The organism is Amycolatopsis rubida, assembly GCF_900115345.1.
GTDB lineage: Bacteria > Actinomycetota > Actinomycetes > Mycobacteriales > Pseudonocardiaceae > Amycolatopsis > Amycolatopsis rubida.
Genome location: NZ_FOWC01000008.1, coordinates 112,737 through 135,435 on the forward strand (window position 1 = coordinate 112,737; position 22,699 = coordinate 135,435).

Below are 22,699 nucleotides of genomic sequence, written 5' to 3' on the forward strand. Positions count from 1 at the left end.
CGGCTAATCCCGGTTGAGGGCGGCGAGGTCGGCGGCGGCGTCCGGGAAGCGCGCGGCCAGCGTCGCCGGATCCGCGAACTCCACGCAGTCGTCGGCATAAGGCGGCACCACCACGGTGCCGAGCAGGCTCCACGCGCCCAGCGGCACTGTCGCCTGCCACGTTCCCGGGGGCACCACCACCTGCGGGCGTTCCCCGGCCGCCACGTCGCTGCCCAGCACCGGGCGCGTCACCTCGCCATCGGGATGCAGCAGGAGCATCCGCGCGGGCGAGCCGGCGTGATGCACGAACACTTCGACGCGATCGAGCCGGTGGGGCGCGGAGATCTCGGGCGCGGCGAGCAGGTAATAGATCGCCGACCCCGCGTCCGCGCGCCAGCTCTCCGCGAACCGGCCGCCCTCCACCGGCAGCGGTTCCAATCCCAGGTGCTTGACGTAGTCCTCCGGTTCCGGCATGTCGCCAATCGTGCTCGCCGAGCGGATCCGGCGTCCACCTCGGCCGCCGTTAACGCGTGTCCATGCGCGGGGCCGCGCTCGGCGACCGTTAGCCTGCATCTCGAACTAATGTTCGCGCGGGCGAAGGAGAAACGGTGCGGGTGCTCGGGGTCGACCCCGGTCTGACCAGGTGCGGCCTCGGCGTGGTCGACGGCGGCAAGGGCCGGTCGGTGCGCCCGGTCGCGGTCGGGGTCGTGCGCACGCCCGCCGACCAGGATCTCGCGCGGCGGCTGCTCGGCATCGCCGACGAGGTGGAGCGCTGGCTCGACCGGTACCGGCCCGAAGCGGTGGCCGTCGAACGGGTGTTCGCGCAGCACAACGTCCGCACCGCGATGGGCACCGCGCAGGCGGGCGGGGTCGTGGCGTTGTCGGCGGCGCGGCGCGGGCTGCCGGTCGTCTTCCACACGCCCAGCGAGGTCAAGGCCGCCGTCACCGGGTCCGGCCGCGCGGACAAGGCGCAGGTCACCACCATGGTGATGCGGCTGCTCGGGCTTGAGGTCAAACCGCATCCGGCGGACGCGGCCGACGCGCTCGCGCTCGCCATCTGCCACCTCTGGCGCGAGCCGATGCGGGTCCGCCTCGCCGAGGCCGAGGCCCGCGCGGCCGAACTGGTCCGCGCCCACAAGGCCCGGCTCGCGGCCGCGGCCAAGGCGGCCGGAACCACCACGAAGCAGGACGAAACAGGAGCACGACGATGATCTCCTCGGTACGCGGCGAAGTGCTGTCCGTCGGGCTCGACCACGTGGTGGTCGAGGTCGGCGGCGTCGGCCTCGCCGTGCAGGCCACCCCGGCGACGCTGGCCACGCTGCGCCGCGGCGAGCAGACGCGGCTGCACACCGCGCTGGTCGTGCGCGAGGACTCGCTGACCCTCTTCGGATTCGCCGAGGAGGACGCGCGCGAGCTGTTCGGCCTGCTCCAGACGGTGTCCGGGATCGGGCCGCGGCTCGCGCTGGCGACGCTGGCCGTGCTGGAGCCGGACAAGCTGCGCGCGGCGCTCGTCGAAGGCAACATCACCGTGCTCACCCAGGTCCCCGGCATCGGCCGCAAGGGAGCCGAGCGGCTCAGCCTCGAACTGCGGGACAAGGTCACCGCGCTCGGCGGCCCCGCCGACGCCCCCGTGGTGACCGCGCCCGGCGCGCTGCGCGGCGAGGTGGTCGAAGCGCTGGCCGGACTGGGCTTCCCGGCCAAACAAGCCGAGCAGGCGGTGGACAAGGTGCTGTCCGAAGGCGACGGGCACACCACGGCGTCGGTGCTGCGCGCGGCGCTGGCCGCGCTGGGCCGCAAGCGGTAGCCGCCGATGAACCACGAAGTGACCGAGTTCGGCCCCGGCGGCGCCGAGGCGGACGACGAAACCCTCTCCGCGCTCGCGCAGACCGGCGAACGCGACCTGGAAACCTCGCTCCGGCCCCGGAAACTGGACGAGTTCGTCGGCCAGGAACGCGTCCGCGAGCAGCTGGAACTGGTGCTGGAGAGCGCCCGGCGGCGCGACGTCCCGCCGGACCACGTGCTGCTGTCCGGCCCGCCCGGCCTCGGCAAGACGAGCATGGCGATGATCGTCGCCGCCGAACTGGGCGCGGCCATCCGGATCACCTCCGGGCCCGCCCTGGAACGCGCGGGCGACCTCGCCGCGATGCTGTCCAACCTCGCGCCCGGCGACGTCCTGTTCATCGACGAGATCCACCGCATCGCCCGGCCCGCCGAGGAAATGCTGTACCTCGCGATGGAGGACTTCCGGGTCGACGTCGTCGTCGGCAAGGGGCCGGGGGCGACCAGCATCCCGCTGGAGATCGCGCCGTTCACGCTGGTCGGGGCCACCACCCGGTCCGGATCGCTGACCGGGCCGCTGCGCGACCGGTTCGGCTTCACCGGCCAGATGGAGTTCTACTCCGCGGCCGAGCTGGAGCTGGTCGTCCGCCGCGCCGCGACCATCCTCGGCATCGAGATCGACCGCGACGGCTGCGCCGAGATCGCCGGCCGTTCGCGCGGCACCCCGCGCATCGCCAACCGGCTGCTGCGCCGGGTCCGCGACTACGCCGAGGTGCGCGCCGACGGCAAGGTGACCCTGGAGGTCGCGCAGGCCGCACTGAAGGTCTACGACGTCGACGAGCTGGGGCTGGACCGGCTGGACCGGGCCGTGCTCGGCGCGCTGACCCGCTCGTTCGGCGGGGGACCGGTGGGCATTTCGACGCTCGCGGTCGCCGTCGGCGAGGAGGCAGGCACCGTCGAGGAGGTGTGCGAGCCCTACCTGGTCCGGGCCGGTATGCTCGCCCGCACTCCGCGCGGCCGGGTCGCGACCGCGGCCGCGTGGCACCACCTCGGACTCGTGCCGCCGCCGGAAGCGGGACGCCCCGAGGCGGGCGGTCCGACGCTGTTCGACCAGGCCTGACAAGGACCGACAGCGGCCCGGGTGGTGGCGTTTCCGCCGGTACCTGGCACACTCGAACACAGCACATCCGTCGAAACCGGACGCGGGCAGCCGAGAAAGGCGTCCGTCGAGGAGAGTCATGAACCAGTTACTGCTGCCGTTGCTGCTGCTGCTCGTAGTGGCCGTGCCGCTCGTCATGGGCACCCGCAAGCAGAAGAAGCAGCAGGCGGCTCAGCAGGAGATGCAGAACAGCATTTCCGCTGGCGACCGCGTGATGACCACGTCGGGCATGTACGGCACGGTCGCCGACACCAGCAGCGAGACCACGATCGACATCGAGATCGCGCCGGGCGTCGTCACCACCTGGCTGCGGCTCGCGGTGCGCGAGAAGGTCGAGCCTGCCGTCGAGACCGAGGAGAACGAGGACTCGGCCGGGACCGAGGTCGCGGGCATCGAGTCGGCCCCGGCCGCCTCGTCGGAAGCGCCTGCCCAGGAGTCGATCTCCGCCGAGGAGAAGCAGACCTCCGGTGCGCAGGTGGCGCCCCCGCTCGAGCACGGGAAGAAGTAGCCTCCGCGCTTCACCGGGCAGTGATCCGCCCACAGCCTACGAAAGTCGGTACGGGCGAACGCCGGGCTCACGCAGCACCGAGTACTGTCTCGGTGCTGCGTGCGTGTCCGCCGTCATAGTTCACGCCCAGCCGCGTCCGGGGGACCCCCTTCCGGCTCGCGCACCCGAACCACTTGGGGTCCATCCAGTCCGTGCCAGTTCGAGGAGACCGAAGCACCGTGGCACCATCGGCCGGGCATCTCCGCCCGGGACGCTATCTCGCCTTCTTCGCCCTGATCGTGGTCGTGCTGTACGCCTTGGTGTTCTTCACCGGCGGCGGCAAAGCGACGCCGAAGCTCGGCATCGACCTCCAGGGCGGCACCCGGGTCACGCTCACCGCGCGCACGCCCGACGGCGGCCAGCCCACCCGCGACTCGCTGAACCAGGCGCGCCAGATCATCGAGACCCGCGTCAACGGGATCGGCGTCGGCGGCACCGAGGTGGTGCTCGACGGCAACAACATCGTGATCACCGTGCCGGGCGAGCAGGGCGACGAGGCGAAGAACCTGGGCCGGACCGCCAAGCTCGGGATCCGCGAGGTGATCACCTCGGTCCCGAACACCCCGGCCGCGCCGCCCGCCTCGGGAGCCCCGAGCGCCCCGGCGACCGCGCCGGGCAAGCCCGCCGGCGGCGGGGGAGCGGAAGGCGCCCCGGCGCAGCAGCCGCCGAGTTCGGCCCCGCCGGCCCCGGGCGCGAGCAACGGCCAGGACGCGGGCAAGAACCCGATCGAGGAAGCCCGTGCCGTGCGCCAGGCTCCCGCGCTGATGCCGAAGGACCCGAAGAACCAGCAGGAGGCCGCCGCCGCGCAGGCCGCGCAGCAGAAGGCGCTCGCCGCGCTCGCCTGCGCGCCGAACGCCGCGGACCCGCTGGAGGGCAACGACCTGCCGAACCAGCCGCTGGTCACCTGCGGCGACAAGGACGCCACCAAGTACGTGCTCGGCCCGGAGATCATCCCCGGCACCGAGATCGCCAACGCCAACTCCGGCTACGACCAGCAGCGCGGCCAGTGGATCGTCGACCTGGGCTTCAAGAGCGCGGGCGGCAAGACCTGGGGCGACTTCACGTCGGCCAACATCGGCAAGCAGGCGGCGTTCGTGCTCGACACGGACGTGGTGTCCGCGCCGACCGTGCAGAACGCCATCCTCGGCGGCAACACGCAGATCACCGGCAAGTTCACCCAGACCGACGCGAAGAACCTGGCGGACATCCTCAAGTACGGTTCGCTGCCGCTGTCGTTCGACTCGTCCGACGCCACCACGGTCTCCGCGACGCTCGGTTACGCCTCGCTGCAGGCGGGCCTGATCGCCGGCGCCATCGGCCTCGCGGTCGTGTTCATCTACTGCCTGTTCTACTACCGGCTGCTCGGCATCCTCACGATCTGGTCGCTGGTGCTGTCCGGTCTGCTCGTCTACGCGGTGCTGGTGCTGCTCGGCCGCTGGATCGGGTACACGCTCGACCTCGCGGGCGTCGCCGGCCTGATCATCGCGATCGGCATCACCGCGGACTCGTTCGTCATCTACTTCGAACGGCTGAAGGACGAGATCCGCGAGGGCCGGACGTTCCGGTCCGCGGTGCCGCGCGGCTGGTCGAGGGCGCGGCGCACGATTCTGGCCTCGGACGCGGTCAGCTTCCTCGCCGCCGCGATCCTGTACATCATCGCGGTCGGCGACGTGCAGGGCTTCGCGTTCACCCTCGGCATGTCGACGGTGCTCGACCTGGTGGTCGTCTACCTGGTCACGCATCCGCTCGTGGCGATGGTGTCGACCTCGAAGTCGAAGTTCCTGTCCAACCCCCGGAATCTCGGCCTCGGCGCCGTCCAGAAGCTCGGCTCGCAGCGCAAGTCCACGCGCCCCGCTCCCGGCCGTCGCGCGAACGTGAAGGAGGCCTGACGTGAGCGACGAAACCGCAGGCGTCGCGTCGGACAGCCCCGACGGCTCGAACGGCCAGGGCAGCACGGCGGCCAAGCCCGGCAAGAAGGAAAGCTTCTTCCACCGGCTCTACGTCGGCACCGGCGCGGTCGACATCGTCGGCTCGCGCAAGCGCTGGTACCTGTTCTTCGCGCTGCTGCTGCTGGTGTGCATCGGCTCGATGATCTTCCGCGGCTTCAACGTCGGCATCGAGTTCGAGGGCGGCACCCAGATCCAGCTGCCCGCGCACGGTTCGCACGGCCAGATCGCCCAGGACCAGGTGATCAAGTCGTTCAACACCGCGCTCGGCGAGGCCCCGGCCGAGACCCAGACGGTCGGCACCGGCAACGCGGCGACCATCCAGACCCGGTCGGAGGCCCTCACCGCCGACCAGGTCGCGAAGGTCAAGAAGCAGATCTTCGAGGACCTGGGCCCGATCGGCGCCAACGGCACGTCGAGCGAGCAGGCGATCAGCGACAGCGCGGTGAGCGCGTCGTGGGGCAACGAGATCTCGCGGCAGGCCCTGATCGCGCTCGGCGTGTTCCTGGTCGCTGTCGTGATCTTCCTGGCGATCTACTTCGACACCAGGATGGCGTTCGCGGCGCTCATCTCGCTGCTGCACGACATCGTGGTCACCGCGGGCGTGTACTCGCTCGTGGGCTTCGAGGTCACGCCCGCGACGGTGATCGGCCTGCTGACGATTCTCGGGTTCTCGCTGTACGACACCGTGGTGGTCTTCGACAAGGTCCGGGAGAACACCCGCGGCCTGCTCGGCCTGTCGCGGCGGACGTACGCCGAAGCGGCGAACCTGGCGCTGAACCAGACCCTGATGCGGTCGTTCAACACCGCCTTCATCGCGCTGCTGCCGATCCTGGGCCTGCTGATCGTCGGCTACATCCTGCTCGGCTCGGGCACGCTGCAGGACCTGGCGCTGGTGCAGCTCACCGGTACCCTGGTCGGCGTCCTGTCGTCGGTCGCGCTGGCGACGCCGCTGCTGGTCGACTTCAAGATGCGCGACCCGCAGTACCGGCAGCAGGCCGACCGCGTCGCCGCCCGCCGGGCGAAGGCCGCGAAGCGCGAAGCCTCGGAGGACGACTTCGACGCGGGCGACGAGGACCAGCTGGCCGCCGAACTCCGCAAGGAAAAGGCGATGGCCGCCGCGGCCGGAGTCCCGGCGCGGCACCCGAAGCAGCGTCCGTCGGGGAAGAAGAAGCGCTGACCCCGATGAAGCTCGACGAGGCACTGGACCTGATCGCCGAGGTGCCGGATTTCCCGGAACCGGGCGTCCTGTTCCGCGATCTCAGCCCGCTGTTCGCCGACGGCCCCGGCTTCGCCGCCGTCGCCGACGCCCTGGCCGACACCCTCGACCCGGCCGCCGACCTGGTGGCCGGAGTCGAGGCCCGCGGCTTTCTCCTGGCCGCGGCGGTCGGCTACTCCCGAGGCATGGGCGTGGTGCTGGTCCGGAAACCCGGCAAGCTCCCGTCCGTGGCGGGCCGGGTGGACTACTCCCTGGAGTACGGCACCGCGAGCGTCGAACTGCCCGCAGGCGTCGTAAAACCAGGCCAGCGAATCGCCGTCATGGACGATGTCCTCGCCACCGGCGGCACCGTCGCCGCCACCGCGAAACTCCTGGAAGACGCAGGCGCGACAGTCACCGGCGTGTCGGTAGCGCTGGAACTGGCCGCCCTCAACGGCCGCGCCGCCTTGGGCGCCCGCACCGTACACACCCTCCGCACCGTCTGACCTCACGCCTCACGCCCGCCGCCGGCACCCCGTGGCCTTCGCCGAACGCCCCCCAGTGCCACATTGGGGCACTAGCCCCGCCGTCCGCGAGACCGTAAACCCACCACAGCTGCACCCAGCCGCACCAGCGCACCAACGATCCAGGCACCCAGCCCCTCCCGCACACCCCGATACGAAGCCTCCCTGCGGTTCGGGGGTGCTTGTCAAGGCATCTTTCCCGCCTTGACAAGCACCCCCGAACCGTCAGCACACTCAGGGCTTCGGGGTGCCCCACGCAACCCCCACAAGCAATGTCGCCCCCAGGCGACGAGCCGACCGCGACCCCCCGCAACGGCACGTCACCACCCCGCCAAAAGACCAACCGGTTACCCTGAAGGTTCGAGGCCGCACGAAGCAGCTGGAGGTGCGGGTGAGCCAAGAGCTCGACGCCAACGTCCCCGCCAAAGGCGGTGCGACTCCCGCCAAGAACGGGGCCGCCGCCGCGGACGCCGGGACCCGGCCCAACGGAGCCGCGCCGAACCCCTCCGCGACCCGCCGCGTCCGCGCCCGCCTGGCCCGGCGGATCACCGCCCAGCGCGCCGCCCCGGTCAAACAGGTCCTCGAACCGCTGGCGGTCATCCACCGCGAACTGCACCCCAACTCCGACCTTGCCCAGCTGCAACGCGCCTACGACGTCGCCGAAGAGCTCCACCGCGAGCAGCGCCGCAAATCCGGCGACCCGTACATCACCCACCCCCTCGCGGTAGCCACGATCCTCGCCGAACTGGGCATGGACACCACTACCCTCGTCGCGGCGCTCCTGCACGACACCGTCGAGGACACCGGCTATTCGCTGGAGCAGCTGAACGCCGATTTCGGCGACAAGGTGGGCGAGCTGGTCGACGGCGTCACGAAGCTGGACAAGGTCAAGCTCGGCACGTCGGCCGAGGCGGAGACCATCCGCAAAATGGTGATCGCGATGGCGAAGGACCCGCGTGTCCTGGTCATCAAGCTCGCCGACCGGCTGCACAACATGCGCACGATGCGCTTCCTGCCGCCGGAGAAGCAGGCCCGCAAGGCGCGCGAGACGCTGGAGGTGCTCGCCCCGCTGGCGCACCGGCTCGGCATGGCCACGGTGAAGTGGGAGCTGGAAGACCTCGCGTTCGCGATCCTGCAGCCGAAGAAGTACGACGAGATCGTGCGGCTGGTCGCCGACCGCGCGCCCTCGCGCGACACCTACCTGCGCAAGGTGATCGCGGACCTGACGAACAACCTGGTGTCGTCGCGGATCACCGCGAAGGTCGAGGGACGGCCGAAGCACTACTACTCGATCCACCAGAAGATGATCGTCCGCGGCCGCGACCTCGACGACATCCACGACCTGGTCGGCGTGCGGATCCTGGTCGAGGACGTGCGCGACTGCTACGCCGCGATGGGCGTGGTGCACGCGCTGTGGCAGCCGGTTCCCGGGCGGTTCAAGGACTACATCGCGCAGCCGCGGTTCGGCGTGTACCAGTCGCTGCACACCACGGTGATCGGGCCGGACGGCAAGCCGCTTGAGGTGCAGATCCGCACCTACGACATGCACCGCACCGCCGAGTACGGCATCGCCGCGCACTGGCGGTACAAGGAAACCAAGGGCACGCACGCCAGCAACAACGCGATGGAGCTGGACGAGATCGCGTGGATGCGGCAGCTGCTCGACTGGCAGCGCGAGGCCGCGGACCCGGGCGACTTCCTCGAATCTCTGCGCTACGAACTGGCCGCGCGCGAGATCTTCGTGTTCACGCCGAAGGGCGACGTGATCACGCTGCCCGCGGATTCGACGCCGGTGGACTTCGCGTACGCGGTGCACACCGAGGTCGGCCACCGCTGCATCGGCGCCCGGGTGAACGGCAGGCTGGTCGCGCTCGAACGGAAGCTCGAAAACGGCGAGGTCGTCGAGATCTTCACGTCCAAGGCGGAGAGCGCCGGGCCGAGCCGCGACTGGCTGCAGTTCGCCGGTTCGCCGAAGGCGCGCGCGAAGATCCGGCAGTGGTTCGCGAAGGAGCGCCGCGACGAGGCGATCGACGCGGGCAAGGAAGCGATCACCAAGGAGATCCGCAAGGTCGGGCTGCCGATCCAGCGGCTCGTGTCGGCGGAGTCGATGGGCTCGGTCGCCACCGAACTGCGGCATGGCGACATCTCGTCGCTGTACGCGGCCGTCGGCGAGGGCCACACCAGCGCGAAGCACGTGGTGCAGCGGCTGGTCGCGCTGCTCGGCGGGGTCGAAGAGGCCGAGGAGGAGCTGGCCGAACGGGCCACACCGTCCACGGTCACACGCCGCCGCGGCTCGAACGACGTCGGCGTCATCGTGAAGGGCGCGAGCGACGTCTGGGCGAAGCTGGCGCGCTGCTGCACGCCGGTGCCGGGCGACGAGATCCTCGGCTTCGTGACGCGCGGCGGCGGCGTGAGCGTGCACCGGACCGACTGCACGAACGCCGACGACCTGCGGACTCAGCCGGAGCGGCTGGTCGAGGTGGAGTGGGCGCCGTCGTCGTCCTCGGTGTTCCTGGTGGCGATCCAGGTCGAGGCCCTCGACCGGCACCGGCTGCTGTCGGACGTCACGAAGGTGCTGGCGGACGAGAAGGTGAACATCCTGTCGGCCTCGGTGACGACGTCGCGGGACCGGGTGGCGGTGAGCCGGTTCTCGTTCGAGATGGGCGATCCGAAGCACCTCGGGCACGTGCTGAAGGTCGTGCGCGGGGTCGAGGGCGTGTACGACGTGTACCGGGTGACGTCGGCGTCATAGCTGCTCCGGCGGTCGGCTTCGGTGTCCGCCGGACGCGGCGCCGCCGGTGTACTCGCTGAGGCCGGAGACCAGTCCGGCGCGTTCTCGAATCGGCGATCTTCTCGCCGATTTCCGGGGTCCGGGTCGTCGGTGCTGTCGCAGGACACGAATGTGCCGACCAGCGGCAGCCCGATCCGGTCCATGGCGAGGTGCGCCGGGTGGTCTAGGTACTTCTCGTAGCGGTCCTCGGGCGCGGTAGTCGAATTCTCCGCCGGACTCAGGGCCGACGACGCGTGCCCTGACGGACGGGACGGCAGTGAGGTGCTCGCTCATTCGCGCGAGACTGGCTGCCGCGCCGCCCGGTTGCTGCGCGGCGTTGATCGGCCCGCTGAGCAGTCCCCGGTGGCGGCGATCTGGGCGGTCCTGCCTGGACTGTCCACTTCGGACACCGTGAGCCGTCCCACAGCGGGATCGTCGTGCGAGCACATTAGGGTGCTGGGCATGACGGACGGACTCGAGTTCACCCGCGACGGCGCTGTGGCCCGGCTGACGTTCTCCCGCCCGGAGAAGATGAACGCGATCACCCGCGGCATGTGGGCGGCGATCCCGGGCGCGGCGGCCGAGGTCGAGGCCGATCCCGGGCTGAAGGTGCTCGTGCTGACCGGGGCCGGACGGCATTTCTCCGCGGGCGCGGACATCGGCGAGTTCCGCGAGCTGCGCTCGACCGCCGAGGCCGCCGCGAAGTACGACGAGGCCGTGGACAGCGCGGTGGCGGCGCTGACCGCGATGCGCAAGCCGACGGTCGCGATGGTCCAGGGCAACTGCATCGGCGGCGGCTGCCAGATCTCGGTCGCCTGCGACTTCCGCTTCGCGGCGGACGACGCGCGCTTCGGCATCACCCCGGCCAAGCTCGGCATCGTCTACCACTTCGCCTCGACGCGGCAGCTGGTGTCGCTGGTCGGCCCGGCGAACGCCAAGTACTTCCTGCTGTCCGGTGAACTCGTCGACGCGACCCGGGCCCGCGAGATCGGGCTGGTCAACGACGTTTTCCCGGCCGCGGACCTCGAATCCGCGACGGCCCGGTTCACCGAGACGCTGTGCGGACGGTCGCAGGCCTCGGTCCGCGGGATGAACCGGATCATCGAGAAAATCGTCGCGGGCCAGGAAAAGACCGACGACGAGGTCGAGGAGATCCGGCTCGCCGCGCTGCACGGGGAGGACTACGCCGAGGGTGTGGACGCGTTCCTGAACCGGCGCGCGCCGAAGTTCACTTATCGCTGACGGATAAAAAGTTGACTGGCCGGTGAGACTGGGTTCCGTGGCGCTGAAAATCCATCACCGCGGCCAGAACCGGGAGATCTTCCGGACGGTCGACCACGCCGGCTTCGACCGGTCGTGGCCGGTCTTCATGCAGCACAACCCGACCGGGCACCTGTACTACGGCGAACTCGACACGGTCGCCGACTACGTGCTGCTCGCGACCGACGGGGACGAGCCGGTCGCCAAGGCCTACTCGGCGCCGTTCGCGTTCGGCGGCCCCGGACGCGAGGCGCTGCCCGAGGCGGGGTGGGACGAGGTGATCCGGTGGCAGCACGCCGACCGGCTGGCCGGGCGCGAACGCACCGCGGCGACCGCGCTGGAGATCGTCGTCCGCAAGGAACGGCAAGGCAGCGGACTCGCCTCGGTGCTGGTGAACGCGTTGCGGGACAACGCTTTCCGCCTCGGACACGACGTGCTTTACGCCCCGGTGCGGCCGTCGCAGAAGGCGGACGAACCCGAGACCCCGATGAGCGAGTACGCCTTCCGGGTGCGCGACGACGGCCTGCCCTACGACGCGTGGCTGCGGGTGCACGTGCGCGCGGGCGGGCGGATCGTGAAGGTCTGCCCGGTGTCGATGACCATCCCCGGCACGCTCGCGCAGTGGCGGGAGTGGACCGGGCTGCCGTTCGACACGGACGGCCCGGTGAACGTGGAAGGTGCGCTGAGCCCGGTCCTGGTGTCGGTGGCGCAGGACTCCGCCGTTTACGTCGAACCCAACGTCTGGGTGGAGCACCGCCGACCCTGAGACCGGGTCAGATCTCGTCCCAGGGCGCGGCTTCGTAAGCCGCGGTCAGCAGTGCGCTCGCGGTGGGCGAGGTGCGCAGCCGCACGTCGTCCACCGAGGCGACCGGGCGGCCGATCGTCGCCGAATTGGTCAGGAACATCGCGTCGAATTCCGGGAGTTCCGCCGGATAGACCGGCCGCGTCTGCTGCGGCACTCCGGCCGCGCGCAACTGTTCCTCAAGCACCAGGTACGTGATTCCGGGCAGCACCTCGGCTTCCGGCCACACGATCGTCCCGTCGCGCAGGAAGCCGACGTTCCAGATCGTCGCCTCGCTGATCCGGCCGTCGCTGGCCAGGAACACGGCGTCGTCGTAACCGGCGAGGACGGCCGCACGCGAATGGTGCGTGAGACCGAAGCCGCCGAGATGCTTCACGTGCGGCAGATCCCGTTGGTACGCGACGGATCGCAGCCGCATCGGCGCGGGGACGTGGAAGCTGGGCGGTGCGGTGCGCACGAGGATTTCCGGCGCCATCGCGGGATCGTGCGGAGAGGACCGCGAGAAAATGATCACTCGCACCGACAGGTCGCCCTGACCGGCGACGAGCCGCCGGACGCAGCGGCGGACCAGATCGGTGTCCAGCTCGCTGCCGAACACCTCCCGGGTACTCGCCGCGAGCCGGTCGAGGTGGAAGCGGAGGCCGCGCACGCGTCCGTCGCGGACCTGCATCGCGGTGAAATGGCCGTAGCTGGTCGCCGCGGCGGCGAGATCGGCGGCGCTGGGAGCGGCACCGCCGATCTCGACTCGTCCGGTCACGTCAGGAGACCGTGACCGCGGTGAACTTGACCTGCTGCTTGGGCTCGCCGGTCGACCCGTCCGGGCCGACCGTGCCGATGCCGTTCTTCGCGATCTTGTCGAGCACCTTCAGGCCCTCGTCGGAGATGCTGCCGAAGATCGTGTACTGCGGCTGCAGCGGCGCGTTGCCGTAGACCATGAAGAACTGGCTGCCGCCGCTGTTCGGCTGGCCGGTGTTGGCCATCGCGAGGATGCCGCGGCCGTACTTGGAGGTGTCGATGACCTCGTCCGGCACGGTGAAGCCCGGGCCGCCGCGGCCGTCGGTCGTCGCGTCGCCCTTCGCGTCCGGGTCGCCGCACTGCAGCATCTGCAGGTCGGTGACGCCGAGGCGGTGGCAGATCGTGTCGGTGAAGAAACCCTGCTTCGCGAGCGCTTCGAACGCCTGCACGGTGCACGGCGCGAGCGCGCGGTCGAGCGTCATCGGGATGTCGCCCTGGGTGGTCTTCATGGTGATGTTCACGGTCCCGGACGAGGACACGTTCTTGCCCTCCGGCGCGGTCGCCTTCTTGCCCGACGGCGGCTTGCCGCTGGGGTCGGCCGGGTACGAGCACGTCGTCGGGTTCGGCAGCGCCTGGGGGCGCTTGGGGAGCGCGGTGCGCTCGGTGGGGATGTTCGTGACGCTCGGGACCGGCGGCGCGGAACTCGACGGCGGCGTCGCGGCCTGCTGGTCGCCGTCGCTGCCGCCGCTGTTCACGATCCACACCACGAGACCGGCGACGATGAGGACCACACCGCCGACCACTCCAGCGCCCACGATCTTGCGTCGCTTCGCCTGTTCCGCCCGGCGCACGAGCTGCCGCTCGAGTTTGCGCTTTGCGGCTTCTCGGCGCTGCTGGTTGGTCGCCACCCGCCCTCCAGTTTCCGCTCGAAGTCACACGTCTGAGGTAGCGGCAGTGTATGGGCACAGCCTGTGAGGACTCCGTACAGGGGCGGCTAGTCTTCACCGGGTCGTGATCAAGGCCGCTTCCGGGGAGGAGGGTTCGGTGCTCGTCGCCGGGTTCGCCGCGGGTCCGCTGCGCTCGAACTGCTATCTGCTGGCCCCTGCCGCCGGGGGTCCGTGTCTCGTTGTCGACCCGGGCGAGGGGTCCGCCGAGCCACTGGCCGAAGCGCTGGCGGAGCACGGCTTGACGCCGGTCGCGCTGCTCGCCACGCACGGCCATCCGGACCACGCCGGCGCCGCCGCCGAGCTGTCGCGGGCTTGGGCCGCGCCGGTCCGGCTCCATCCGGGCGACGCCGAGTGGTACGACGGGCCCTTCGAACCGCTCGCCCCGGGAGAGATCGAGACGGCCGGGCTGACGGTGGGGGTACTTCCGCTTCCCGGGCACACGCCGGGTTCGGTGGCGTTCACCGTCGAGACCGGCGAGGGTGGCAGGCTGGTGTTCACGGGGGACACGCTTTTCGCCGGATCGGTCGGGCGCGCCGGCGGATCCGGCTCCGACCTGGAGAATTCGTTGCGCACTCTGCTCACGCTCGCCGACGACACCGTCGTGCTGCCCGGCCACGGACCGGCCACGACCATCGGCCGCGAGCGCGCCGCCAACCCCTTCGTGCCGGGAGCCGCGCGGTGACCGACAAACCGGCGGAACGCCTGCCGCTGTTCGCCGACGAACCGAAGCTGCGCCGCCGCCGCGCGGGGTCGGGTGTCTTCGGCGTGCTGATCCTGGCCGCGGCGTTCGGCGGGATCGCCGGGCTGATCGGCGGGCAGCTGCCCGGGCTGATCGTGGCGGCGGTCGTCGCGCTGCCGCTGATCTACGTGGTGCTCTACGCGTATCGCCGCCGGATCTGGCTGGAGGGCACGACGCTGGTGGTGCGCACGTGGGGCGTCCGGCGAGTGGACCTGCTTTCGGCGCCGAGGCTCGACGTGGTGATCAGCGACGTGCGCGGCACCCGGACGGTGGCGCTGCTGGTGAACGCGGGGCACCGGCGGCGTGCGGTGAAGCTCGACCTGGCGGTGTTTTCCGGGACCGGCGGGCGGGAACTGGGAGCGCTGCAGTTGCGGCGGCTGGCGGACGCGGTGCTGAACAACACCGAGGCGAACGGGCTGGTGTTTTCGGAGCTGCTGGTGGCTGAGCTGCGGGCCGAGGCACGGGGGGACGCGGTGGCGGAACGGCCGTTGTACCGGCTGGCTTCGGCGGCTCCGTCAGGGAAGTACTTGCAGCGGTTTCCGATGGAAGCGATCAGCCGGTTCGTCGCCACGCTGTGATGTGGCGTCGGCTTCGCCGACGCGGCGGGATCGCCTTCAAGTCGGCGTCTGGAGGAGCGGTGCGACCGCCTGGGGGCGATCGCACCGCTCCTCCAGACGCCGACGCGATCCCGCGATCCCGCGGTGGGGTTGGGGTGGGGTTGGGTTTCGAGGCGCGTTTTTCTGGCGGGTTACTCGCGTCTGGCGGGGTCGCGGGTGCGTTCTTCCTGGGCGTCGACGCGGGCGCGGATGCGGTCCAGCTGGTCGGCCAGTTCGGGGAGTTCTGCGGCGACGTAGGAGAGCAGCCGTTCCAGGTGGCGCAGCGTCGCGCGGACCTCGTCGAGCGCGGTGGCGATCCGCGGGACCGTTTCGGCCGCTTCCAGCACCGACGCGAACAGGCGGCGGATCAGGTGCACGGTGACTCGGGGTCCGGCCAGGACGGCTGAGAACACAGCCCCTCCTCGGGGTGCGGGGTCGCGGTCTTCGTACCTCATCCGCGACGCCCGCGCCCGACCGGGGCGGCCGGGATGTGGCTAGTGTGATTCAGCGGGGTTGGTGGTGCTGATGAGGTGCTCGACCGGCTCCCGGGCGGCGATGAGCGCGGCCAGGACTGTCGTCACCGGCACCGCCGCGACGATGCCGACCGAACCGGCGAGCGTCCGGATGATCTCCGCGGCGATGTCCTCGCTGCCGAGCAGCGCGCCGAGGCCGACGCCGGAGATCGCGGAGTACAGCATCACCGGCAGCGCGGCCCCGGCGTAGGCCATCACCAGCGTGTTCACCGCGGAGCCGACGTGGTCGCGGCCGATCCGCAGGCCCGAGCTGTACAGCTCGCGCCAGCCGAGCGAGGGGTTCGCGCGCCGCAGTTCCCAGACCGCGCTGGTCTGGGTGATGGTCACGTCGTCGAGCACGCCCAGCGCGCCGATCACGATTCCGGCCAGCAGCAGGCCCCGGGCGTCGATGCCGTGGCCGAGCGAGGCGATCAGCGTCGTGGTGCTGTCGTCGAGGCCGGTGAGCGACGCGGCGGCGGAGAAGATCGCCGACAGGATCCCGATCAGCGCGAGGCTGACCAAGGTGCCCAATACGGCGACCGAGGTTCTCGCGGACAGGCCGTGCGTCAGATACAGCGCGAGAAACATGATCGCGCCCGCTCCGGCGATCGCCACCACGAGCGGGTTCTCCCCGGAGAGGATCGCCGGCAGCACGAACAGCACGATCACCACGAAACTCAGCACCAGCGCGACCAGCGCGGCCAGTCCCTGCCAGCGGCCGAGCACGAGCACGGCGACCGCGAACAGGGCGGCGAGCAGCACCAGCGGCGTGCCGCGCTGGAAATCGACGAGCGTGAACGACTGCGGGTCGAGCGGGCTGCCGCCGTTGTAGGCGAGCACGACCTTGTCGCCTGCGGTGAACCTCGGCGTGCTCGGCTCGATCGGGACGGTCAGCCGCACCGGTTTCCCCGCCGCCGGGCCGTCGGACATCCGCAGGTCGACGGTGAGGCACGGTTTCGCGTCCGGGTCCGGCTGCGAGCCGACCTGGACCTGGCCGGGCTGCAGGCAGGGGCCGGACGTCGCGGTCGTGATCGCCGCCTGGACCGGCGTGCCTTGCGGTACCGCGCTCTTCGGCAGCGAACTGCCCCACGGGTACAGGACGATCATGCCGACGACGGTCGCCAGCGCCAGCGGAGCGAGGAGCCAGACCAGGAGCTTGCGGACCCGGTGCGACGCGGGGGCGGCCGGGCCGTGTCCGTGTCCATGGCCGTGCCCGGTGTGCGGCGGGGTTTCCTTGACCGGCGCGGGATCGGGAGTGTCCTTTTCGGACTGCGGGGGCCGGGCCGGGGGACGGCGGCGGCCGCCGGGAGGCGGGGTGTCGCCGGAGCGGCGAGGCAGGCGCAGTTCGCCGGACGGGGCCCCGCCGCGGGCATCGGCGGAGCGCGGGGCGCCCGGTTGCGCCGAGCGTGCGGCGCCGGGCTGGGGAGGCCTTGGCGCGGCGGCACGCGGACGCCGGGGTTCGCCGGGCCGCTCGGCTCGCCGTCCCGGTTCGCCGGTGCGCCCGGGGTTGCCGGATCGCTCCACTGGTCGCTCGGGGTTGCCGGAGCGCTCCACTGGTCGCTCGGGGTTGCCGGAGCGCTCCACTGGTCGCTCGGGGTTGCCTGATCGCTCCACCGGCCATCCGGGCTCGCCGGAGCGCTCGGGGTTGCCGGACCGCTCGACGGGTCGTGCGGGCTCGGCCGATCGGCCGGTGCGCTCGGCCGGTCGCCCGGGTTCGGCACGGCGCGCCCGGCGCGGCCCGTCCGGCCGGGCGCGCGGCGGAGCGGCAGGGGGTGGCACGGCGGAGGACGGGGACGCGGATTCGCCCGGCACTCGCGGCAGCGGGCCGGTGTCGTCGGGGTCCTGATCGGGGTAGTCGTGCGGTGCCACGGCGGACATCCTGCCCTCCCGGCCCGCGGTTCGCGCGTACCGGGTGGGGGGAGGAAGCGGGCGTTTCGTTCAGGCGTGCGCAGAACGCAGGTGGACCCGCCGATACGCCGAAGGCGGGGTGTCGAAATGGTCCAGAAACGCTTGCCGGAGCGTCTCCGTGGAACCGAATCCGCAGCGTCGCGCGATCGCGGCGAGCGGGAGGTCGGTGCCGGACAGCAGCCGGGCGGCGTGTTCCGCGCGCACGGTTCGCACGTATTTCCCCGGGGTGGTGCCGAGATGGGCGTCGAACAGCCGGGTCAGCTGGCGGGTGCTGATGCCGGCCTGGTTCGCGAGCGCGTGGGTGCCGAGGTCGTCGGCGAGATGTTCGGCGACGTATGCGGTGAGGTCGCGGACCTGCCGGTGCTCCGGCGGCGGACCGGCGAGGAACATGCTGACCTGCGCCTGGTTTCCGGGCCGCTGCAGGTAGGTGACCAGCGACCGGGCGGCCTCGCGGGCGAGCGTCGGGCCGTGGTCCTCTTCGACGAAGGCGAGGGTGAGGTCGAGCCCGCTGGTGACGCCCGCGGAGGTGTAGACGTCGCCGTGCCGCACGAAAAGCGGCACCGGGTCCACGGTCACCGACGGGTATTGCTCGGCGAGCCGCGACGCGTGCGACCAGTGCGTGGTGGCGCGGCGGCCGCTCAGCAGCCCGGCGGCGGCGAGCACGGTCGCCCCGGTGCAGACCGACGCGGTGCGTCTGCTCCGCGGCGAAAGCCGCCGCACGTGAGCGAGCAGCCGCTCGTCCTTGGCGGCGGCGAGGTGGCCCAGCCCGCCCGCGACGACGAACGTGTCGAGCGGCCCGCGGATCTGGTCGATCCGGACGTGCGGGACGAGCGTGAGCCCGGACTGGCAGGCGAAGGGGAGCCCGTCGACGCTGGCGAGCCGGACCTCGTACGGCCGGGCCGCGCCGAGCCGGGTGGCGGCGTCGAAAACGTCGGACACGCAGGCGATGTCGAGCAGTTCGGCGTCGGGGTACCCGAGGATCACGACCTGCCGGGCGGTACTCGGCATGGCCGCACCGTAGCAGCTCGCCCGGCCGGATCAACCGGGTTCGCAGGATTCCGGACACGCGTGTCCCGTCCTGCCCGCGCGCCCGGGAGGGTGGCGGCATGACCCAGAAAACCTTCGCGTTCGTCGTCTACCCCGGCCTGACGCTGCTCGACCTGGCGGGACCGCTGCAGGTGATCACCGGTCACGCGGCGGCCGACCCCTCGGTCCGCGTGGCGGTCGTGGGCGAAACCCTGGAAACCACCGAAACCGACACGCCGTTGCGGATCGCGCCGAGCCACACCTTCGACCAGGTTCCGGACCCGTCCTGGGTGCTGGTCCCCGGCGGCGGCGCGCCGACGCTGCGCGCGCTCGGCGACGAGAAGCTCATCGGCTATCTCCGCCGCGCCGCGACCACCGCCGAGCTGATGACCTCTGTGTGCACCGGTTCGCTGCTGCTGGGCCAAGCTGGGCTGCTCGAAGGCCGCGAGGCGACGACGCACTGGACGTTCCTGGAGACGTTGCGCGCGTTCGGGGCCACGCCGGTCCGGCAGCGCTGGGCGGACACCGGTTCGGTGATCACCGCCGCCGGGGTCTCGGCGGGCATCGACCTCGCGTTGCACCTGGTGGAGCGGATGCGCGGGGAGGACGCCGCGCGGCTCGTCCAGTTCGGCATCGAATACGACCCGCGGCCGCCGCTCGGCCCGCTCGACTGGTCGCTCGCTCCTCGCGAGCGGATGCGGCCGTTCGTCGACCACACGGTCCGGGAAGGTCTCGCCGGCCGGCCGGAGCTGCGGGACAAGCTCCTCGCCCAGCGGTGACGTTCCGGTGAATTCCCCCACCCGGCTGAGGCGGGACGGTTTGCCAGGGCCGCGCGGGCGCGTACCGTTCCGCCAATGGGTTCTCGCGGGGCGGCCGGTCTCACCGTCTTCACCAGCCGGAGGGACGGGGACACGGTGCTGGTCACGGCCGCGGGGGAGATCGACATCGCGTCGGTGGGGCAGTTCCGCTCCGCGCTGACGGCCGCCTCCGGAGCCGGCGGCAAACTGGTGGTCGACCTGTCGCGGGTCGGCTATCTCAGCTGCGCCGGGCTCCGCGCGCTCGAAGAGACGAGCCGCGCCCGGCCCGCGCTTTCGATCGTGGCGACCGGGCCGCTCGTGCTGCGCGCTTTCGCGGTGTCCGGGATCGAGGCTCCGGTGCGCAGCGGCCTGCGCGAGGCGTGCGCCGCCGCGGGCGCGTGATCTCCGGCCGGAATCTGGGTACCCGTGGGGTGGAACCGAGATCTGCTGAGGTGATCCCAGATGTCCACCAGCACGATGTCCGGCAGGACCGCGGTCTCCGGGGGTGCGGCGGGCCTCGCTGTCCTGGCCGGGCTGTACCTGATCGCCGCGCCCTGGCTGCTGCGCTTCGGCGGGGCCGCCGAACTCGCGGTGAGCAACACGGTCGCCGGGCTGGCGATCGTCGTTTTCGCTGCCATGCGGGCGCGGGATTCCGGCGCGCAGGCGTTGACCTGGGTGCTGCCGGTGCTCGGGGCGTGGGCCGCGGTGTCGCCGTTCCTGTTGCGGTACGGCGACGAGACAGTGCCGTCGGCCGGTGCGGTGACCGGCAACGTGATCGCCGGGGTCGTCGTGGCGGCCGGCGGCGCGGCGTTGCTGCTGCGCCGCCGCTGACCTCAGCTGAGCGCGTGGGCGAGCCAGCGGCTCCAGGCCGCGCTTTCGGCGGTCTCGTCGACGTCCGGCCGGAACAGGTGATGTCCGGCCGCGACCGGCATGCCGAGCAGCGACCGTTCGTGGAACCGGTAGAGGGCGTCCTCGGTGCGGACTCCGGCGTAGTTCGGGGTCGAGTAGTCGAAGATGCCCTCTACCACTTCGTCGCCCACGGTGAACTGGACTTCTTGCCCCGCTGAGGGTTCGGCGGGCAGGCCGAGCGCCGCGAGCAGCTTCGGCCAGGCGTCCCGGCTCGCCGAGGAGGCCGGGCCGTCCGCGGTCACGTAGGTCGCGAACCGGCCGGGGAAGTGGGCCAGCAGCTGGGCGAGCGTGTGCAGGTACATCTCCCAGCCGACGGCGAAGGACTCGTGGTATTCGTCGTCCCAGCCGTCCTGGGCGAACCCGCGGTGGACGAACCGCAGTACAGAAGTGCCGCCTTCGGCCGCTTCCACGAGGAACTCCATCGCGTCGAACGTGCCGTCCTCGGCCGCTTCGCCCCGGTAGGCGAACCTGCGCGGGGGATCCCACGCGGTGATTTCCGCCTCGGTGCGCATTCCGCCGAGACTGAACCGGATCCGCTTCGCCGCGGCGTCGACCTCGTGGCGGCCCATGAACCACGAGTCGATGCCCGGCCCGGTCGCGACGGCCTCCCACACGGCGTCGGGTTCCGCGGGCAGCTGAACCTCTTTGCGCACCTCGAACTCGCGTGGCATCTGCGGCTTCCCTCCTCTGTCCCGATCACCGTGCCATTGACAACAATACCTGTCAATGCGGTGGCGGTTCGCCCGATCGGCGCCAGACTTGGAAGGGACTCTCACGAAGGGACGCAAGAGCATGGCGACGGTGGCCGACCAGTTGATCGACGTTCTGGTGCAATCCGGGGTGCGCCGGATCTACGGGGTGGTGGGCGACAGCCTCAACCCCGTGGTGGACGCGGTGCGCCGCACCGGGGGCTCGGAACGTGGCGGGATCGACTGGGTGCACGTGCGCAACGAGGAGGCCGGCGCGTTCGCCGCCGCGGCCGAGGCACAGCTCACCGGACGGCTCGCGGTGTGCGCGGGCAGCTGCGGGCCGGGCAACCTGCATCTGCTGCAAGGGGTCTACGACGCGCACCGGTCGGGGGCGCCGGTGCTCGCGATCGCGTCGCACATTCCGTCCGCGCAGACCGGGACCGGGTTCTTCCAGGAGACGCATCCGCAGCAGCTGTTCGCCGAGTGCTCGCACTACTGCGAGATGGTGAGTTCGCCGGAGCAGATGCCGCGACTCGGGCGGATCGCGGTGCAGAACGCGGTCGGGCGGCGCGGGGCCGCGGTGCTGGTGCTTCCTGGTGATGTGTCGCAGGAGCCTGCCGCGCACGCCACCGGGGAGTCGGCGTCGCTGGGGAGCCCGCCTGCCGTGGTGCCTGCCGAAGCCGACATCGCTCGTCTCGCCGACCGGATCGATCGGGCGGAGAAAGTGATGATCATGGCCGGTGCGGGGTGCCGGGACGCGCACGATGACGTGCTCGCGCTTGCCGAAGCGGTCGGAGCGCCGGTGGGGCATTCGTTGCGGGGCAAGGAGTTCGTGCAGTACTCGAATCCCTTCGATGTGGGGATGAGCGGGTTGCTCGGGTACGGGGCCTGCTACGAGGCGATGCACGAGGCCGATCTCGTGTTGCTGCTGGGCACGGACTTCCCGTACGACAACTTCCTGCCGCAGCGGAACACCGTGCAGGTCGACATCGATCCGTCGCGGATGGGGCGCCGGTCGGTGCTGGAGTTCGGGGTGCAGGGGGACGTCGGGGCGACGATCCGGGCCGTGGTGCCGCGGTTGCGCGAGCGTGCTGACCGGTCGTTCCTGCATGCCATGCTGCGCAAGCACGAGCGGGGGCTGCAGCGGGTGGTGGACGCCTATACCAACGAGGTGTCGAAGCACATTCCGTTGCATCCGGAGTATGTCGCCGACGTGCTCGACGAGGAAGCCGCTGAGGACGCGGTGTTCACTGTGGACACCGGGATGTGCAATGTCTGGGCGGCGCGGTACATCACGCCCAACGGGCGACGGCGGATTCTCGGTTCGTTCGTGCACGGGAGCATGGCTAACGCGTTGCCGCATGCGATCGGGGCGCAGGCCGCGGAGCCCGGGCGGCAGGTGATCGCCATGTGCGGGGACGGCGGGCTGGCCATGTTGATGGGGGAGTTGCTGACGCTCAAGACGCATGCCTTGCCGGTCAAGGCCGTGGTGTTCAACAACTCTTCGCTGGGGATGGTGAAGCTGGAGATGCTCGTGGACGGGCTGCCGGAGTTCGGTACCGACCACGATCAGGTGGATTTCGCCGGGATCGCCCGGGCGGCCGGGCTGTATGCGCGGCGGGTGGAGAAACCCGGGGAGGTCCGGGACGGGATTCGGGACATCCTGGGGCACGACGGGCCCGCGGTGCTGGATGTGGTCACGGATCCCAATGCGTTGTCTATTCCGCCCAGTATCACTGCGGCACAGGTCAAGGGGTTTGCGTTGGCGGCCAGCAAGACTGTGCTGAGCGGGGGAGTGGGGAAGATGCTGGAGTTGGCCAAGTCCAATTTGCGGAATATTCCTCGGCTGTGATCTTCGGGGGCGGCTCGTCGCCTGG

General features: G+C 71.2%; 23 protein-coding genes. 16 read left to right on the forward strand and 7 right to left on the reverse strand.

From position 1 onward, the window contains the following. Positions 1-3: 3 nt before the first annotated feature. The gene (locus BM362_RS27995) at positions 4-453 is read right to left on the reverse strand and encodes a cupin domain-containing protein (protein WP_067579965.1); all 450 of its coding nucleotides are present in this window, start codon (positions 451-453) and stop codon (positions 4-6) included. 134 nt (positions 454-587) lie between these two features. Here BM362_RS27995 and ruvC point away from each other — a divergent pair, with 134 nt between their 5' ends. The 10 genes from ruvC to BM362_RS28050 all read left to right on the forward strand — a co-directional run bounded on the left by ruvC (position 588) and on the right by BM362_RS28050 (position 11,928). After that, positions 588-1,190, forward strand: coding sequence for a crossover junction endodeoxyribonuclease RuvC (gene ruvC / locus BM362_RS28000; protein ID WP_067579963.1), 603 nt, complete (start codon positions 588-590; stop codon positions 1,188-1,190). Beyond that, on the forward strand, positions 1,187-1,783 hold the full coding sequence (gene ruvA, locus BM362_RS28005) for a Holliday junction branch migration protein RuvA (RefSeq protein WP_067579961.1): 597 nt from the start codon (positions 1,187-1,189) through the stop codon (positions 1,781-1,783). The genes ruvC and ruvA overlap by 4 nt, the downstream gene beginning before the upstream one ends. A 6-nt stretch (positions 1,784-1,789) precedes the next feature. Further along, positions 1,790-2,878, forward strand: a complete 1,089-nt coding sequence (gene ruvB / locus BM362_RS28010; protein ID WP_067579959.1) for a Holliday junction branch migration DNA helicase RuvB — start codon at positions 1,790-1,792, stop codon at positions 2,876-2,878. Positions 2,879-2,996: 118 nt separating this feature from the next. Next, complete coding sequence (yajC, locus tag BM362_RS28015) at positions 2,997-3,425, forward strand: preprotein translocase subunit YajC (RefSeq protein ID WP_093575158.1); 429 nt, start codon at positions 2,997-2,999, stop codon at positions 3,423-3,425. Positions 3,426-3,643: 218 nt separating this feature from the next. Beyond that, the gene (gene secD / locus BM362_RS28020) at positions 3,644-5,353 is read left to right on the forward strand and encodes a protein translocase subunit SecD (RefSeq protein ID WP_067579955.1); all 1,710 of its coding nucleotides are present in this window, start codon (positions 3,644-3,646) and stop codon (positions 5,351-5,353) included. A gap of 1 nt (position 5,354) precedes the next feature. After that, complete coding sequence (gene secF, locus BM362_RS28025) at positions 5,355-6,590, forward strand: protein translocase subunit SecF (RefSeq protein ID WP_067579953.1); 1,236 nt, start codon at positions 5,355-5,357, stop codon at positions 6,588-6,590. A gap of 5 nt (positions 6,591-6,595) precedes the next feature. Further along, positions 6,596-7,114 (forward strand): adenine phosphoribosyltransferase, encoded by a 519-nt coding sequence (locus tag BM362_RS28030; RefSeq protein ID WP_093575159.1) that lies wholly within the window; start codon positions 6,596-6,598, stop codon positions 7,112-7,114. 409 nt (positions 7,115-7,523) lie between these two features. Next, on the forward strand, positions 7,524-9,884 hold the full coding sequence (locus tag BM362_RS28035; protein ID WP_067580232.1) for a RelA/SpoT family protein: 2,361 nt from the start codon (positions 7,524-7,526) through the stop codon (positions 9,882-9,884). 480 nt (positions 9,885-10,364) lie between these two features. Beyond that, positions 10,365-11,144: an enoyl-CoA hydratase/isomerase family protein gene (locus BM362_RS28045; RefSeq protein ID WP_167545464.1), complete on the forward strand. Its 780-nt coding sequence runs from the start codon at positions 10,365-10,367 to the stop codon at positions 11,142-11,144. Between the two features lie 37 nt (positions 11,145-11,181). After that, entirely contained in the window at positions 11,182-11,928 is a 747-nt protein-coding gene (locus BM362_RS28050; RefSeq protein WP_093575161.1) for a hypothetical protein, read from the forward strand. Positions 11,929-11,935: 7 nt separating this feature from the next. Here BM362_RS28050 and BM362_RS28055 read toward each other — a convergent pair whose 3' ends face one another. After that, positions 11,936-12,721, reverse strand: coding sequence for an aminotransferase class IV (locus BM362_RS28055; protein WP_067579947.1), 786 nt, complete (start codon positions 12,719-12,721; stop codon positions 11,936-11,938). A 1-nt stretch (position 12,722) separates the two neighbouring features. Further along, on the reverse strand, positions 12,723-13,607 hold the full coding sequence (locus tag BM362_RS28060; RefSeq protein ID WP_067579946.1) for a peptidylprolyl isomerase: 885 nt from the start codon (positions 13,605-13,607) through the stop codon (positions 12,723-12,725). 136 nt (positions 13,608-13,743) lie between these two features. Between BM362_RS28060 and BM362_RS28065 the strand changes: the two genes are divergently transcribed. Further along, positions 13,744-14,328, forward strand: a complete 585-nt coding sequence (locus BM362_RS28065) for an MBL fold metallo-hydrolase (RefSeq protein WP_067580228.1) — start codon at positions 13,744-13,746, stop codon at positions 14,326-14,328. After that, positions 14,325-14,963, forward strand: coding sequence for a hypothetical protein (locus BM362_RS28070; RefSeq protein ID WP_067579944.1), 639 nt, complete (start codon positions 14,325-14,327; stop codon positions 14,961-14,963). Before BM362_RS28065 ends, BM362_RS28070 begins: the two co-directional genes overlap by 4 nt. A 170-nt stretch (positions 14,964-15,133) precedes the next feature. Here the strand turns inward: BM362_RS28070 and BM362_RS28075 are convergent, their stop codons facing one another. The 3 genes from BM362_RS28075 to BM362_RS28085 all read right to left on the reverse strand — a co-directional run bounded on the left by BM362_RS28075 (position 15,134) and on the right by BM362_RS28085 (position 18,409). Next, positions 15,134-15,394: a hypothetical protein gene (locus tag BM362_RS28075; RefSeq protein ID WP_067579942.1), complete on the reverse strand. Its 261-nt coding sequence runs from the start codon at positions 15,392-15,394 to the stop codon at positions 15,134-15,136. 81 nt (positions 15,395-15,475) lie between these two features. After that, on the reverse strand, positions 15,476-17,047 hold the full coding sequence (locus tag BM362_RS28080) for a YibE/F family protein (protein WP_244287326.1): 1,572 nt from the start codon (positions 17,045-17,047) through the stop codon (positions 15,476-15,478). A gap of 384 nt (positions 17,048-17,431) precedes the next feature. Then, entirely contained in the window at positions 17,432-18,409 is a 978-nt protein-coding gene (locus tag BM362_RS28085; RefSeq protein ID WP_067579940.1) for a GlxA family transcriptional regulator, read from the reverse strand. Positions 18,410-18,507: 98 nt separating this feature from the next. Here BM362_RS28085 and BM362_RS28090 point away from each other — a divergent pair, with 98 nt between their 5' ends. The 3 genes from BM362_RS28090 to BM362_RS28100 all read left to right on the forward strand — a co-directional run bounded on the left by BM362_RS28090 (position 18,508) and on the right by BM362_RS28100 (position 20,055). Beyond that, a complete protein-coding gene (locus BM362_RS28090; protein WP_067579938.1) occupies positions 18,508-19,206 on the forward strand; it encodes a DJ-1/PfpI family protein in 699 nt (232 codons plus the stop codon). A 75-nt stretch (positions 19,207-19,281) separates the two neighbouring features. Beyond that, positions 19,282-19,626 carry an STAS domain-containing protein gene (locus BM362_RS28095; RefSeq protein WP_067579936.1) on the forward strand — a complete coding sequence of 115 codons (345 nt, stop codon included), beginning with the start codon at positions 19,282-19,284 and terminating at the stop codon, positions 19,624-19,626. A 60-nt stretch (positions 19,627-19,686) separates the two neighbouring features. Beyond that, positions 19,687-20,055, forward strand: coding sequence for an SPW repeat protein (locus BM362_RS28100; RefSeq protein WP_067579933.1), 369 nt, complete (start codon positions 19,687-19,689; stop codon positions 20,053-20,055). Positions 20,056-20,057: 2 nt separating this feature from the next. Here the strand turns inward: BM362_RS28100 and BM362_RS28105 are convergent, their stop codons facing one another. Beyond that, positions 20,058-20,804: an SRPBCC family protein gene (locus BM362_RS28105; RefSeq protein WP_093575163.1), complete on the reverse strand. Its 747-nt coding sequence runs from the start codon at positions 20,802-20,804 to the stop codon at positions 20,058-20,060. Between the two features lie 121 nt (positions 20,805-20,925). Here BM362_RS28105 and BM362_RS28110 point away from each other — a divergent pair, with 121 nt between their 5' ends. Next, complete coding sequence (locus BM362_RS28110) at positions 20,926-22,674, forward strand: pyruvate dehydrogenase (protein ID WP_093575164.1); 1,749 nt, start codon at positions 20,926-20,928, stop codon at positions 22,672-22,674. Positions 22,675-22,699: the final 25 nt, after the last annotated feature.